The 13,869-nt window shown below is 44.7% G+C and carries 15 protein-coding genes and 1 pseudogene; 7 read left to right on the plus strand and 9 right to left on the minus strand.

What is annotated here, in order from left to right:
- Positions 1–167: 167 nt before the first annotated feature.
- The 5 genes from DWW23_RS19040 to DWW23_RS19060 all read right to left on the minus strand — a co-directional run bounded on the left by DWW23_RS19040 (position 168) and on the right by DWW23_RS19060 (position 4,448).
- Positions 168–869 carry a flavodoxin gene (locus DWW23_RS19040; RefSeq protein ID WP_122355112.1) on the minus strand — a complete coding sequence of 234 codons (702 nt, stop codon included), beginning with the start codon at positions 867–869 and terminating at the stop codon, positions 168–170.
- A 20-nt stretch (positions 870–889) separates the two neighbouring features.
- Positions 890–1,615, minus strand: coding sequence for a flavodoxin (locus tag DWW23_RS19045; protein WP_122355114.1), 726 nt, complete (start codon positions 1,613–1,615; stop codon positions 890–892).
- Positions 1,616–1,636: 21 nt separating this feature from the next.
- A complete protein-coding gene (locus tag DWW23_RS19050; RefSeq protein ID WP_122355116.1) occupies positions 1,637–2,122 on the minus strand; it encodes a cupin domain-containing protein in 486 nt (161 codons plus the stop codon).
- A 9-nt stretch (positions 2,123–2,131) separates the two neighbouring features.
- Complete coding sequence (locus DWW23_RS19055) at positions 2,132–3,823, minus strand: alpha/beta fold hydrolase (protein WP_122355210.1); 1,692 nt, start codon at positions 3,821–3,823, stop codon at positions 2,132–2,134.
- A 112-nt stretch (positions 3,824–3,935) separates the two neighbouring features.
- Positions 3,936–4,448: a transcriptional regulator gene (locus DWW23_RS19060; protein ID WP_122348870.1), complete on the minus strand. Its 513-nt coding sequence runs from the start codon at positions 4,446–4,448 to the stop codon at positions 3,936–3,938.
- A 159-nt stretch (positions 4,449–4,607) separates the two neighbouring features.
- On the opposite strand from DWW23_RS19060, the gene DWW23_RS19065 reads away from it, so the two are divergent.
- Positions 4,608–5,510 (plus strand): AraC family transcriptional regulator, encoded by a 903-nt coding sequence (locus tag DWW23_RS19065; protein ID WP_122355118.1) that lies wholly within the window; start codon positions 4,608–4,610, stop codon positions 5,508–5,510.
- A gap of 84 nt (positions 5,511–5,594) precedes the next feature.
- On the opposite strand, the gene DWW23_RS19070 is transcribed toward DWW23_RS19065, so the two are convergent.
- Positions 5,595–6,452, minus strand: a complete 858-nt coding sequence (locus DWW23_RS19070; RefSeq protein WP_122355120.1) for an AraC family transcriptional regulator — start codon at positions 6,450–6,452, stop codon at positions 5,595–5,597.
- A gap of 84 nt (positions 6,453–6,536) precedes the next feature.
- On the opposite strand from DWW23_RS19070, the gene DWW23_RS19075 reads away from it, so the two are divergent.
- The 6 genes and pseudogenes from DWW23_RS19075 (at position 6,537) to DWW23_RS19105 (ending at position 10,435) form a co-directional block, all read left to right on the plus strand.
- Positions 6,537–7,415: a glucose 1-dehydrogenase gene (locus tag DWW23_RS19075; protein ID WP_187576767.1), complete on the plus strand. Its 879-nt coding sequence runs from the start codon at positions 6,537–6,539 to the stop codon at positions 7,413–7,415.
- 17 nt (positions 7,416–7,432) lie between these two features.
- Positions 7,433–8,392 carry a DMT family transporter gene (locus DWW23_RS19080; RefSeq protein ID WP_122355122.1) on the plus strand — a complete coding sequence of 320 codons (960 nt, stop codon included), beginning with the start codon at positions 7,433–7,435 and terminating at the stop codon, positions 8,390–8,392.
- Between the two features lie 26 nt (positions 8,393–8,418).
- Positions 8,419–8,578: pseudogene (locus DWW23_RS19085) on the plus strand (helix-turn-helix domain-containing protein); the annotation flags it as partial.
- A gap of 514 nt (positions 8,579–9,092) precedes the next feature.
- A complete protein-coding gene (locus tag DWW23_RS19090) occupies positions 9,093–9,725 on the plus strand; it encodes an RteC domain-containing protein (RefSeq protein ID WP_122348892.1) in 633 nt (210 codons plus the stop codon).
- 239 nt (positions 9,726–9,964) lie between these two features.
- Positions 9,965–10,129, plus strand: a complete 165-nt coding sequence (locus tag DWW23_RS19100) for a helix-turn-helix domain-containing protein (protein ID WP_038610719.1) — start codon at positions 9,965–9,967, stop codon at positions 10,127–10,129.
- Between the two features lie 3 nt (positions 10,130–10,132).
- Positions 10,133–10,435: a helix-turn-helix domain-containing protein gene (locus DWW23_RS19105; RefSeq protein ID WP_038610716.1), complete on the plus strand. Its 303-nt coding sequence runs from the start codon at positions 10,133–10,135 to the stop codon at positions 10,433–10,435.
- 63 nt (positions 10,436–10,498) lie between these two features.
- Here DWW23_RS19105 and DWW23_RS19110 read toward each other — a convergent pair whose 3' ends face one another.
- From DWW23_RS19110 to DWW23_RS19120, 3 genes are all read right to left on the minus strand, one after another.
- On the minus strand, positions 10,499–11,728 hold the full coding sequence (locus DWW23_RS19110; RefSeq protein ID WP_122355124.1) for a site-specific integrase: 1,230 nt from the start codon (positions 11,726–11,728) through the stop codon (positions 10,499–10,501).
- A gap of 313 nt (positions 11,729–12,041) precedes the next feature.
- Complete coding sequence (locus DWW23_RS19115; protein WP_122355126.1) at positions 12,042–12,461, minus strand: phospholipase; 420 nt, start codon at positions 12,459–12,461, stop codon at positions 12,042–12,044.
- 63 nt (positions 12,462–12,524) lie between these two features.
- Positions 12,525–13,754, minus strand: a complete 1,230-nt coding sequence (locus tag DWW23_RS19120) for a 3-phosphoshikimate 1-carboxyvinyltransferase (RefSeq protein WP_122355128.1) — start codon at positions 13,752–13,754, stop codon at positions 12,525–12,527.
- Positions 13,755–13,869: the final 115 nt, after the last annotated feature.

Consider the following 13,869-nt stretch of genomic DNA (forward strand, 5'->3'; position numbering starts at 1 on the left):
CAGCAAGGGAGACCTTATATGAATTACGGATTGGCGTATAATTATTACAGATTGAAATTATACTTGAAAAAGTATCCTCATTTAACTTTATATATCCCTTATTAAGCAAGTTACCCGGCCGGAAATCCGGTCGGGTAACTTATTGGATAGGTTTGAACCGTTATCATTTATTCGGCCATTCCGATTCTTTTCAGCCAGTTCAAGACATTAGGTTTCGCTTCGCTGACACGGTCACGGGGAATTGCATAACCATCCAACACGGAGGCTTTAGGCTCCAACTCCCGTATGGTCTTGATGGCATCCGAGAAACGGCTGCCGCCATGCGTACAGAAAGGGATAACGGTTTTACCACCGAAGTCGTATTCGTCGAAGAACGAGTATAGCGGCATCGGCATATCGTACCACCAGTTGGGGAATCCAATGAAGACCACATCGTAGTCATTGAGATTTTTGATGTGTGTAGCCAGCTTTGGACGGGCATTGTTGTCTATCTCGACCTTTGCCGCATCGATCAATGCCTTATGCGAGCCGGGATAGGTGTGTACGGTCTTTATCTCGAAAAGGTCGCTACCCGTAGCTTCCCCGATGACGGATGCGATGTATTGCGTATTCCCCATTACTTTACCATTGGAAATAAGGCGGCTGGCTCCGGAAGAAGCATCCACTCCATCCGTTTCGGGAACGGAGAAATAAACCACCAAAGCTTTTCCTTTAGTATTTTGAGAGGTCGATTTTACTTGTTGCCCGGATAGGGATTGCGCTACATTTGTACTCTCCGATACGGTCTCGTTCCCAGCAGCCCAACAATAGGCCGTTATCGTACAAGCAATGATTGCCAGTACACTCATTGTTATAATTCCTTTTTTCATTTTTTACTTGTTTTATAAGTCTATTCAATAATTCCAATTCGACGCAACCAGCCTTCCGTACCGTTTGCACTGCCCGGCATATCAATACCCGCATCGTCGGGACGCCCCGGCGTCGTAATGTCGTCCGCATCGAGGTCTTCGGGAAGTGTTTCCGGAATATGCTTTGAGCCAGGTGTTACCTTATAAATTTTCTGCATGGATTCGTTCAGATAGGTAGTAGCTCCATAGGTAAAGAACGGAATGACAACCTTATCTTTCAAGTCGTATGCTTCGAGGAACGTGCAGACTACCATCGCAGGTTGATGCCACCAACAAGGCGAACCGACGAAAATCGTATCATATTTCGCAATCGTTTCCTCATCAAGCAGGTTCGCCACTCCGGGACGCAGGTCGTTGTAGGCTTCACGCTGGATGCGGTCGCTGTCATCGTAAGGATTTGCGGCATACGGTTCGGCAGCCTCAATCCGATGGATGTCAGCACCCGTAAGCTCCACGATTCGTTCCGCTACGGCCCCGGTGTGTCCTTCAGCGGAGAAGTAAACCACAAGCATATTGCCGTTCCTGGACGGAGTATTGGGTTCATCTGGGTTAGTCGGATTTTCAAAATCATCGGGATTTTCTTCATCGCCCGGTTCTTCGGGAGTGGAGGGTTGCTCCGTTGGCGACATAGGATCATCATCGGGAGAACAAGCGGCCATAGTCGTCAGAGAAAGGAGCAAGAGCGGGATAAAAAGTAACTTTTTCATATTCAATCTGTTTTTTGATGTTTATTTATGGTTGTACTCTTCTTCGGCTACGGGAGCATACCACTGGGTAGCACCCAAATGAACCTTTGTATTGATTGCTATATGCGTGAATCCGCTGTCGGAAGCCGCCCCGTGCCAATGCACCACGTCTGCCGGAATAGCGACCACGTCACCGGGATTCAAAACTTGTATGGGTTTCCCCTTTTCCTGATAGTAACCTTTTCCGGCAGTGGCGATCAGAATCTGGCCGCCCGGATGCGAGTGCCAACTGTTTCGGGCTTTCGGCTCGAATATCACATCGGACACTACTACATCGAATGTTTCACTGTCGGTCATCAACCGTTGGAGGTAGGCCGTGCCGTTGAAATTAGTACCTTCAATGACATTTCCTTTGGGAAAGATGGAAGAAGGTGCGGCAGGCTGGATTGTTTCAACCTTGTTTTCTGGTTTCGGGGTACAAGCACCGAGTGCCGCAACCAGTAAAAATAAGCAAGTTATCTTTTTCATATCGAATCGTTATTTTAGATATTGTTTGAAGAAAGCGTCCAGTTTCGGAAGTGTGATTTTCAGATATTCCGGCTGGTCATACAAATCCACGTGCGTTGCTGCGGGTACGACGAACAGCTCTTTCGGTTCGGCAGCTTTCTCGTATGCGTCTTCCGAGAAATATTTCGACACCGCATTTTCTCCCACGATGAAAAGTACAGGGCGCGGCGATATGGTCTCGATTTGCGCGAACGGGAAGAAGTTCATCATCGGCGCAAGGCTCGTGTAGGAGTAATAACCCGTAGAGTTGGGATGCTGTCCGCGCTCGGGATTGTCGTAATAATCGAGGAAATCGATGGCAAACTTCGGCGTATTCTCATCCACTTTTTCAGGTAGGGCGCGAATATCCCGACGTGTGGCTCCGCCATATTCCGCCGTGCGCTGACGACCGATCTCATCGAGAATCGCCATACGCTGCTCGTAGGTCTGCGTGTCGCCCACACCCTGACGGCGGGCACGTCCCATGTCGTACATACTGATGGTGGCAAGAGCCTTGATACGATGGTCTATCTGCGTAGCACTGACAGAATAACATCCTCCGCCACAGATACCGATTACGCCGATTTTGTCGGCATCAACAGCCGGGTGGTTCGTGAGAAAATCGACCGCCGCGCTGAAATCTTCCACCCTCACTTCGGGCGATTCCATACGACGCGGATAACCGCCGCTCTCACCGTAATAGGACGCATCGAACGCCAATGTCACATAACCCATTTCCGCCAGAAGGCGGGCATGAAGTCCTGAAGTCTGCTCCTTGACACCACCGAAAGGATGCCCAACGATGATGGCGGCATATTTCTTTGCCGAATCATAGTTTGCAGGGAAATAAAGATCGCCGACCACATCAATCAGGAAACGGTTGTGGAAAGTCACTTTTTGTTTCTTCACGCCATTCTCGACTGTCTCGACCAGTGTTTCCGGGTTGGCAATCAATTCTTTGCTTTGCAACAATTCGTTCAAAACCAGTCTGCCGCCATCGGCTTCGCTGCGTCCGACGTGCTTTTCGACAATGGCCAGCACACCGCGTAATTCATCCGGTGTTACACCTACATTCAGCGCAATACCCATGTGTCCTTTCAGCATTGGTTCTACGCCTTTACCCAACGAGGCTATCACGGCAACGGTCGTCAGCTCTCGTTCGGCATAGGTCAATACATCCCGCTCGAAAAGGTCGGCAAAGAGATGTTCTTTGAGGAATACCTCGATTTCCGGAGCCAGTACAGCATAGTCGGCTTTCGGTGCATCTGACGGAACGCCTGAAATTTCTGCGAGAATGTCACGTCCGCGTTCATACTTACGGCGGGTATCGGTTATCGGCGACGCTTCACGTCCCCAATCGTCTTCGATACCTTTTGCCTTACGCTCGTCGAGTACCGCAACTAACGTTTGCAGTCCGCGCAGGGCACGGGGAAAACCACAATAGGCGTAGGCGTGTACCATCACTTCTTTCAGCTCACTGACGGTCATGCCGTCATTCAACCCGTCAATAAGGGCGGTTGTCAGTTTGTCGAGGTCTCCCGTACTTGTAAGGGCTGCGACCTCTGCAATGTGTTGTCGTTTACTGTCCATAACTTGTTCTGCTTTCGGTGTTTGAGAGGCTGCGATTCCGCATCCGAAAAAAACACCGAATAGGGTTGTCATAATTTTCAATTTTATTTTCATAATCTCTATCATTTTATTTATCTGTTTTACCTGATGCAAAATTAGGCTGGAATTTTCGCCCAGACTGGTCATGAATTACGGTTTGAAGGATAATTATTACGGTTTTTATAGTTCACTGACTGCAAAAACGTACACAGTAATTGAGTAGCAATTCGATATGCGAAGCGATGATCGTTGCGCTATGCCGGTCGATGGCATGGTGCAACTCTTCTCCGATTTCCCGCAGATTATCGGTTATGATTCTCCTTTCGTGCTCCGACAATGCACCCTTACAGCAGCAGCGTTTCGGGTAGGTCTCGATACGGTTTTCAAGCGATGTGTCGCATAACAAATCGGGATGAAACAACACACCCGAATAGCATCCGGTATGTCGATGCCGGTTCGAGGGTATTTCAACCGTTTCGCCGGGATAAACCAGTCGCAGCCACTCTTTTTCAGATGCTTTTTCTTGCTCTGAATCGTTGTAATACAACAGTCCGTAAAAATTGCACATCATCCGGATATCCTCGGTCAGATTTGCTTTTGACAAATCGACCATACAGATCAACGGATGCAGTGTTTCATGCCCCGTCAATTTATTGAACCTATCAATGGTCATAAGTCCCGAATTATTCATTTGTATCATTGTTCTTTCTTTTATTCAGTTTTCCACGATGCAAAATTACAGGTTGTCCGAGTGCTTCATAGGGTATGAATTACGGTTTCATGTATAATTATTACAGATTGGAACCGATAAGCCAAAGATATTTTCTACATTTGCATAGAAACAATGAAAGAGACTGTTATGGAGAAGATTATGCAACTGAAAACGATAAAGGAGTACAATGATTACATGGGTATGGAAACGAGGCATCCGTTGGTTAGCGTCATAGAAGGAAGCCGTATGCCGCACCCTGTACCCCATGCACGCAAGCACGTGGGAATGTATGTGGTCTTCCTGAAAGAATTACGATGTACGGACGATTTGACCTATGGCCGACGCTCCTACGATTTTCAAGAAAATACGTTGGTGTTTATCGCTCCGGGGCAAGTGTTCGGACATGAAGCCGACGGAACGACTTTTACCGGTTCGGGCTGGTGTCTGCTGTTCCATCCCGACTTGCTGCGGGGCACGCCGCTCGGCCGCCATATGCAGGATTATACTTTTTTCTCCTATGCCGCCAATGAAGCGTTGCACCTCTCCAAGCAGGAGCAGCAGACCGTCATCGACTGTCTGACAAAAATCGACGAGGAGACATATGACAAGGCAGATCGCCACAGCAACCTGATTATCGCTTCTGCCATCGAATTGTTGCTCAACTATTGCATCCGTTTCTATGACCGACAATTCATTACCCGCAAAAAAGAGAACAAGGATACGCTCGGTTCTTTCGAAGCCTTGCTGAATGACTATTTCATTTCGGATAAACCCTCTAAATTCGGTACACCAACCGTTGCTTATTGTGCTGACCAGTTGCATCTGTCTGCGAATTATTTCGGAGATTTGATTAAAAAAGAGACCGGTTTATCTGCACAAGAATATATATTGGCAAAAACAATGGATACAGCAAAAGAGCTGCTTGCCGATCCTACAAAATCTGTCAGTGATGTGGCTTATGCTTTGGGGTATCAATATCCGCAGTATTTCAGCAAGGCTTTCAAGCGTGTCGTGGGATGTTCGCCGAATGAATACAGAAAATTAAATTAACTTATAAATAACTATGTAATAATTGATTAAGAAAAAATACTTATGATTCTTCCTTTAGCATTCATCTTGTTACCGACATAATAATCATTTTTCTTCGCTAATAGGTAAATGTGTATCGCAATACTTCTTTCTATATTGCAAAGGAGTCATATTATGATATTGCTGAAACAACTTGCTCAAGTAGCACGGGTCGGTATAGCCCATTCTGTTTGAAATCTCTTTAATGCTCATTTGAGTGCCGACAAGCATGTCTTCCACCGTTTTCAACCTGCTTTTTTGGATGTACTGTTTGAAATCCTCTCCAAAATTCCGTTTAAAGAAACGTCCTGCATAAGTGGGGGAAAGGTGAAATTTTTCAGCCACAATATTCAATTTCAGGAGTTCGGGCTGGTGGATATGCTGCCTGATGTATTTTAGCATATACTGTGCCTTGCTACTGTCCGCATTATCATGCTCCGGGGCCAATGTGGAAAGATTTCTTACAGCAAGCACAATGACACTGTTCACGTAGTAGTTCAGCAGATAGCCCGACATCATTTTCTTTTCAGATACCTCCCTGACAATTAGCTCAATCAAACTGTGAAGCATTTCCGCATCACTCTGTTGAAACCGGATACAGTATCCGGCTTGTATGTCGAGAGCCCCTTCAGCATATCTGTTTATATAATCGGTCACATAATTCTCCGTGAACCGGATAAACAAATAACGACTATGTGAACAAGTCCGAAACAGGTGAACTCTATTGGGCGGTATCAGGCATAAGTCGGCGGCACAATAGTTATGATGTTCTTCCCCGCCATTTACGGAATTGACAACAAAACTTCCGGTACCTTCCAGAATATAAGCCATTTCGAAAAAAGAATGCTGGTGCTCTCCAATCGGAAATGTATCGTGCTCCCTTAAAAGTATTTCAACCGGCTGATATAGATTTTCTTTCCACATAGCTTATTTTTCCATGTTTATGGTACAAAAATACAATAATCTTCATTTCCATGACATTTAACTTTGCACAAAAAAAACAGAAACATGAGAATATTAAAATTTATAGTAACATTTATTTTACTTATGGGAAGTGTATCTAATAGTTTAGCACAAGTATCTTCAGGAAGGCTGAAAGATAAAGTTGCAATTGTAACGGGAGCTGCATCCGGCAATGGAAAGGCAATAGCTGTCTTATTCGCCAATGAGGGAGCAAAAGTTATTCTGGCAGACATCAACGGTATAGAAGTAAGGAAGATTGCAGACACGTTGCAACAAAACCAATCGGACGTTATACCGGTTGAAGTGGATGTAACCAGAGAAGATGATGTACAGCGGATGATAAACTCGGCTTTAGAGCGATTTGGACGGATTGATATTCTGGTAAACAATGCCGGAGTTTTTGATGAACTTCTTCCGGCAGGCGAGGTCAGCGATGAGATTTGGGACAGAGTGATTTCTACAAATCTTACAGCGCCGATGCGTGGAATCCGTGCCGTTATTCCTGTATTTGAAAAACAAGGAGGAGGAGTCATTGTGAATACAGCTTCCATTGCCGGCTTTACGGGAGCAAGGGGTGGAGGGGCAGCCTACGTAGCCTCCAAGCATGGCCTGATAGGACTGACAAAAAATGTGGCATTTAATTATAAGGACAAGAATATCCGTTGTAATGCGGTGGCACCGGGCAGAGTCGAGACAAACCTGCGGGTAAACAGTGAGAACTTAATCGGATCAAAAACGGCTCATGACAAATCCATTGATAATTGGAGAGACATCGAGACCAAAGTTTCGGAAGGTTATATCACTAATATGCGGAAATGCACTCCTGATGAGATAGCCAAAGTTGTACTTTTTCTGGCATCTGACGAGGCCTCTTTTGTCAACGGTTCCATATTTGTAGCAGACGGAGGTTGGACTTCTTATTAAAGACATAACAATAGCATATGGAAAAGATTTGTTGGAAAGGACATGCCGCCATGTTCGGGGCAAATGCCATGTGGGGGTTGATGTCTCCCATGTCCAAATTTATCATGTTGGGAGGAGCTGTTACGCCTCTTGTCGTAACTGATTTACGTATCGGGGGTGCGATGGTTCTCTTCTGGATAGCTTCTTTTTTTCAAAAACCGGAACATGTCAGCCATAAAGACTTGGCAAGCCTGTTTGTTGCCGCCCTTTTAGGTATTGTATTCAATCAAGGTTGTTTCATATTCGGTGTCAGTCTAAGCTCACCCGGTGATGCCTCCATTATTACTACCAGTATGCCTCTATGGGCTATGGTACTGGCTGCATTGATACTGAAAGAGCCCATTACGGGCAAGAAGGTGCTGGGCATTGCGGCCGGAGCGAGCGGTGCATTGCTGCTGATACTCGGAAACGGGCAGCATGAGCAAGGAGCATCGGCAGCAACCGCGGGTGGCACAATGATATGGGGCGATTTGCTGGTGTTGCTGGCACAGTTCTGCTATGCCCTTTACATCGTATTGTATAAGGATTTCGTGAACAAATATTCGCTGGTGACCATTATGAAGTGGATGTTCACCTATTCGTTCATATGTGTCCTTCCGTTTTCAGCCGGCAGCCTGATGCGTACAGATTGGAGCAGCCTGCATCTTCCCGAACTGGGTGGCTTGTCCTTTATTGTCGTGGGAGCTACCTTCATCAGCTACATGCTGATTGTGGTCGGACAGAAGAATCTCCGTCCCACCGTGGCGGGTATGTACAACTATATCCAACCACTTATTGCCTGCATTGTTGCCGTTTGTTGGGGTATGGACTCTTTCAATTTCATCAAGGGCATGGCTGTTATCTTCATTTTCGGTGGTGTCTATCTGGTTACTTCGAGCCGGAGCAGGAAGGAACTGGAGTCCTATAAAGCTATACGTACAAAGGAGAAAGTCGGATGAATATGATGAGAAAATACATCTTAGGATTAGTAAAAACAATGGATGCAGCAAAAGAATTGCTTGCTGAGCCTACAAAATCTGTCAGTAATGTTCCTTACGCTTTGAGGTATCAATATCCAGTACTTCAGCAAGGCTTTCAAGCGTATCGCGGGATGTTCTCCGAATGAATACAGAACATTTAATTAGGATATTATTTGATTTTTGAAAAAGCCTAAAAAATAGAGAAATGGAATACCGATATTTGTTTTCTTTATTAGTTAAATAGATTGTTATGTAATAGATTATTATATGATAAACATACCGTAGTCGGTATTTATTGAGACAATATTAAAAATCATGTAATTTTATCCCGTTTTTTTCTGAAAAGAGAAAAACGGGTATTTTATTATGGCTCAATAGGTCAATAATTACGCTTTATCTGCTATTAATACCCTATATCCATCTGAATGAAAACAAATACCGAGTGTACAATTATTTGGGGGAGAAATACTATTTAATTCTAATTCAATATAACTTGCTATTTATCAGTATGTAATATAAATTAAAATATAATCATACCGACCTCGTTTTTAGCTATCTATATAATCCCGAACTTTGCAAAAGATAAAAATGAGGATATATGGAAGTTTGTACTTACTCTTGACGTTTTTATGATAATTTAGTCGGAGGCGATGATTTATAAAACCTAAAATGTGATATGATGAAAATATTAACAAATGCACTCCTTTTCAACCTATTTGCCTCCTACTTGGAGGGCATGGTACAAGTAGCGGAAGAATTGCCTGCTGCTTATGATAATTTTGTAACTCTGCTTGGAGGACTTCCACAAAGCGAGAACCTAATATTGAAGTTACGTCGCTTGAATTATACCAAAATAGAGCTGGTTTCTATGCAAATAGCATCGGAGCAAATGTTGGAGAAAAGGCATATTTTGTACGATGTGTTTATCGGTAAGGCATTATCTCTTCTCGATACAGAGATAGAAATGGTTAAAGAGTTATTTAAATTGGGGAATATTATCCCCGAATTGAAATCGGAAATAATGAAAGATACAAAAGATAAATCTGTTATCATGTTGACCTGGAACGGTACAGACAGTGATTTGATTGAACTGGTGGCTGCGTTGATGGCAGCCGGTGCAATAAGCTCGAAAAATGGTGGCAAACTGACTGTGATAAGTGTAATTCGGGCTTTTGAGGATATGTTTCATCTGAAAATAAATGCATTATATACCAAACGGGGAAAAGTGTTTGATCGTTGTACAGACACTACTCCTTTTATTGATTCCTTGCGTGTAAGCTATAACCGGATGCTGGAGAAACGGTTAATTTAAAAGTCATACGCCAACGGATGTCAAAATCCGACTTTGATTCCGCACATTTGTTTTTACCGGAGAGTATGACTTATTTTGCCGGAGAAAACATCAAAATGTATAAACTAAAAACATCATGTATGGAACTGACTATTATTGAAACAAGCGCGTATCTGGAAATGAGGAAACAGTTCAGTCTGCTGGCGGTACAGTTGGAAGACTTCCGTAAAAAGGTTGCCTCACCCGCACCGGATAAATGATTGGACGCACAAGAGGTATGTCTGGCTCTGAAAATATCGAAGAGATGCCTGCAAAATTACAGGGACAACGGCCTTATCCCTTATTCAAACATAGGTGGGAAATTCTTCTATCGGGAAACGGATATTCAGGAGATATTGAGTGAAGGACTTGTAAAAAGGAAATAGGCTATGGCAGACATTATCACAAAGGATTCGGAAGAGTTCAAGGAACTGACCGGATGGATAAGGAGAGCGGGTAAGGCGGCTGAGGAAGCCACGGCAAGAATACGTCCCACGATTGCGGATGAGCATTACCTGACTGGAGATGATGTGTGCGAGAGACTGCACATCTCACGGCGGACGCTACAAACCTTGCGTGACGAAAACATGGTGTCCTATACTACCATCGGCGGAAAGATTCTTTATCCCGAAAGCGGACTGTATGAGGTGTTAAAAAAGAACTATCGGGATTTCCGAAGGTTCAGGAAATAAAGAAAAGACAAAAGGAATGTCCCTCCGGCCTACCGGCTGAAGGGGCATTCCTTTTGGTCGGTCTTAGACGGCCAGTTTGTAAACATGGCCTATCTTCTCGCAAAGTTTGTCGGTATCTTCGCCCACTTTCGGATTGATAAGCTCAGCATATACCTGCGTGGAAAGGATGGAGTTATGCCCTAATACCTTTTGCAGAGTTTCCAACGGCATCCCTTTGAGAATGGCCAGAACTGCAAATGTATGACGTCCGATATGCGGGGTGATTTCGGTATGGCAATCGCACTTCTTGCCGATGATTCTGAGGCTGAGGAACATCGTGTTGTATTCGCCTACGGGGAAAACACAATCGGGGGAATCCTTCTTCTCGTCCACACCCCTGTATTTCTCAATAAGCTCAATGGCTATGGGCAATAACTTCACGACATAGGCCACTCCGGTTTTTATACGGTTGCCCATCAGCCATGTGCCTCCGTCGGAATCGGTATGGATGTTGTCATAAGTAATGGCTTTAAGGTCGGCATATGCAAGACCGGTGAAGCACATGAAGAGAAACATGTCCCGCATGGCACGCTGGCGTTTGTATTTCAGATCCACATGGATGATTCTCTGTAATTCCTCTTCAGTAAGAAAAGACCTTTTCTTGTATTCCGGCTTACACTCGAAGGATGTGAAAGGATGGACTCTCAACCACCCCTTTTCCTGCGCTATGTACATCAGCCATTTCAGGGTGTTGACACGGTTGAAAGCGGTGGCATTCGCATTACCTGCCGTGCCGAGCATCCATGTGTAATAGTCCTCAATGAACGACTTCTCAAGCTCGTCAATAGCTATATCCTCGATGTTCTTTTTGGTTTTCATGAAAAGCAAAAGACTTTTGTAGTCGGCAACCAGTCCACGGTAAGTGCTTTCCGCCTTTCCTTTGCCTATCTTTTCTTTATACGATTCAATCTGTTCTCTGAAGAGCACCATAAGAGTATGGCATTCCTCTGCGAAACCTGCATAACGGTTATATACTTTCTTGGCCGTAACAAAACAGTCATGGTCGCAAATGTACTGATAGTGCTTTGTTATCTGCGCCTTGATGTTGTCAAGTTCTTGATTCAGCGTGCGTGCTTCCTCGGACTTGCCTTTCGCACGGTTGGCTTTTACGTCCCATAAGGAAAGGGACACTGTTCTTTTGCTGCTGAAACCCGCTTGGGTTCCATTGACTGTGATGCGTCCCATTATCGGGGCCTTACCATTTTTTACTGACTGGTTCTTGGTGTAGAACAATACTTTGAATGTGCTTCGCATAACTCAACTTTTTTTAGTTACAAATTTACTTTCTGTTGAGTTATCTGATACTATGCAAAAACAAGCAATAGGCTGAAATATAATATATTACACTTCTTTTTATAGCATATTTGGCGGAGTTACGATTTGGTAACCTAACTCCTTTCCAAATCTGCTTTTTTTTGCTTTCCTTTTGCCTCCCTGCTAAAAATATGTTTTATAACCATTTGATTTTTAGCGTAGTTGCATTATCCTTGCACATCGTTTAAAAATACTTGGTTTCATTAGGGAGAAACAATATTTATGTCGAACACTTGTCGACGCTCTCTGCCGTTTAATGTATTCTTCTCTCACCGACAATAAGGAATGCTTCATCCTTCAGTGCATCCGGCAGGTTCACGCCACGAAGCTGCAGGCTACGGAGCCATCCGGCCACCTCTTCCGACTGCAGGGTATAAAGCACTTCGCGGAATTCATCGACGGCATCCTCTTCATACTCATCTCCCTCCAGTCCCCGGAAACGATCCAGTTCCTCGTCATCGTAATATTCGATCTCTTTGCTGACGGCAGCCAACAGACTGTCACGCTCACAGGTCTCATGCTGGCCGCAACATTCTTCGGGAATTTCACGCGCTTCAGGTATCTCGCTGATCTCCCCGCGTTCCAGCATCTGCTGTAATTTTTTATTCCTGAAATAACCGGCTATGGCTGCAATAACGCCCAGCACGATAACACCAATGATAATATACCACATATTAGTTGACAGTTGACAGTTGACAGTTGATAATTACAAATGCCTGGACTGTCTGTTATATTATTAAATTTCAGTTATATCGAACCCTGCCTGCTTTAAGTCTTCCCAATAAGCAGGATAACTCTTCGTCACCACTTCCGGCTCGGCTATTTTTAATCCCTGCGGCAAAATGAGTGCAGCCGGGGCAAATGCCATTGCCATACGGTGGTCTTCATAGGTCGCAATAACCGGGTCCGTTTCCGGTTCGCACCGTTCCCCGTTCCACTCCAGGATACTGTCATTACTGTCAGTTAGCAGATAACCCAGTTTGCGAAGTTCTGTTTTCAGTGCTTCGATACGGTCGGTTTCTTTTATCTTCAGACTCTGAAGTCCGGTGAAACGGAAGGGGATATTTAGTAACACGCAACAGACAACAAAGGTTTGAGCCAAATCCGGTTCATTGACGAAATTATAGAGTAGCTTCTTTGTCACATTACCGGTATGTTTCAACCGGACACCCCGATCTGTGAAGACCGTTCCGACACCCAGTTGCGCAAACAGTTTCGCACCGGCGGCATCGCCCTGCAAGCTGTTTTTGAAAAGACCGAGTAGTTCTATTTCGGCATTTTTCGACAAAGCCATAATGGAATACCAGTAAGAGGCGGCACTCCAATCCGACTCCACGGTAAAACGGATCGGTTCATATTCCTGAGGAAGTATCCTGATCGTCTGTCCGTTCCAGGTTGCTTTCACCCCGAACTGTTCCATCAATTGTAACGTCAGATCGATATAAGGGCGGGAGATAATATTTCCTTCCAGATTTAATGTCAATCCATTCTCCATCAGAGGTGCAACCATCAACAGAGCCGAAATATACTGCGAACTGACGCCTCCTGCCAACGATATCTCACCTCCCTGCAAAGCGCTTCCGAAAATACGCAAAGGTGGATAACCTTCCTTCTCGATATATTCAATGCGGGCACCTAATGAGTTGAGTGCATCGACCAGCAGTTTGATCGGGCGGTTTTTCATCCGCTCCGTTCCTGTGATCGTCCATTCACCCACTATTTTAGAAAGGAAAGCAGTAAGGAAGCGCATGGCGGTCCCGGCAGCCTTTATATCGAAATCACGACTATCGGAGTTCAGCGCCCTGACCATCACCTCCGTATCATCACAGTCGGAAAGGTTCTGTATATCATAAGGGCTATAACTCAGGGCATTCAATATCAATGCACGGTTACTGATGCTTTTGGAAGCAGGAAGTTGTACGGAAGCCCGGATAGCTCCTTCCGGGCTTTTTATGAGATATTTCATTGCTTTTGTCTGTTCTTTAAATTAGAAGACAAAAGTACGGAAAATTCCGGATAGTTAGGTGACCTTTTCTTTTATAATACAAACAAGGAGATACCTTAACGGCATCCCCTTCGCT

The sequence above is a fragment of the Parabacteroides sp. AF14-59 genome, assembly GCF_003479515.1.
In the GTDB taxonomy this organism is placed as follows: Bacteria; Bacteroidota; Bacteroidia; order Bacteroidales; family Tannerellaceae; genus Parabacteroides; species Parabacteroides faecis.

What these genes read in the sequence shown, in the direction of transcription:
- DWW23_RS19075 (WP_187576767.1), top strand. Translation starts at nt 6,537, where the DNA reads ATGAGAATATTAAAATTTATAGTAACATTTATTTTACTTATGGGAAGT.
- DWW23_RS19115 (WP_122355126.1), bottom strand. Translation starts at nt 12,461, where the DNA reads ATGTGGTATATTATCATTGGTGTTATCGTGCTGGGCGTTATTGCAGCC.
- DWW23_RS19060 (WP_122348870.1), bottom strand. Translation starts at nt 4,448, where the DNA reads ATGATACAAATGAATAATTCGGGACTTATGACCATTGATAGGTTCAAT.
- DWW23_RS19110 (WP_122355124.1), bottom strand. Translation starts at nt 11,728, where the DNA reads ATGCGAAGCACATTCAAAGTATTGTTCTACACCAAGAACCAGTCAGTA.
- DWW23_RS19120 (WP_122355128.1), bottom strand. Translation starts at nt 13,754, where the DNA reads ATGAAATATCTCATAAAAAGCCCGGAAGGAGCTATCCGGGCTTCCGTA.
- DWW23_RS19080 (WP_122355122.1), top strand. Translation starts at nt 7,433, where the DNA reads ATGGAAAAGATTTGTTGGAAAGGACATGCCGCCATGTTCGGGGCAAAT.
- DWW23_RS19090 (WP_122348892.1), top strand. Translation starts at nt 9,093, where the DNA reads ATGAAAATATTAACAAATGCACTCCTTTTCAACCTATTTGCCTCCTAC.
- DWW23_RS19045 (WP_122355114.1), bottom strand. Translation starts at nt 1,615, where the DNA reads ATGAAAAAGTTACTTTTTATCCCGCTCTTGCTCCTTTCTCTGACGACT.
- DWW23_RS19050 (WP_122355116.1), bottom strand. Translation starts at nt 2,122, where the DNA reads ATGAAAAAGATAACTTGCTTATTTTTACTGGTTGCGGCACTCGGTGCT.
- DWW23_RS19055 (WP_122355210.1), bottom strand. Translation starts at nt 3,823, where the DNA reads ATGAAAATAAAATTGAAAATTATGACAACCCTATTCGGTGTTTTTTTC.
- DWW23_RS19065 (WP_122355118.1), top strand. Translation starts at nt 4,608, where the DNA reads ATGGAGAAGATTATGCAACTGAAAACGATAAAGGAGTACAATGATTAC.
- DWW23_RS19040 (WP_122355112.1), bottom strand. Translation starts at nt 869, where the DNA reads ATGAAAAAAGGAATTATAACAATGAGTGTACTGGCAATCATTGCTTGT.
- DWW23_RS19070 (WP_122355120.1), bottom strand. Translation starts at nt 6,452, where the DNA reads ATGTGGAAAGAAAATCTATATCAGCCGGTTGAAATACTTTTAAGGGAG.
- DWW23_RS19105 (WP_038610716.1), top strand. Translation starts at nt 10,133, where the DNA reads ATGGCAGACATTATCACAAAGGATTCGGAAGAGTTCAAGGAACTGACC.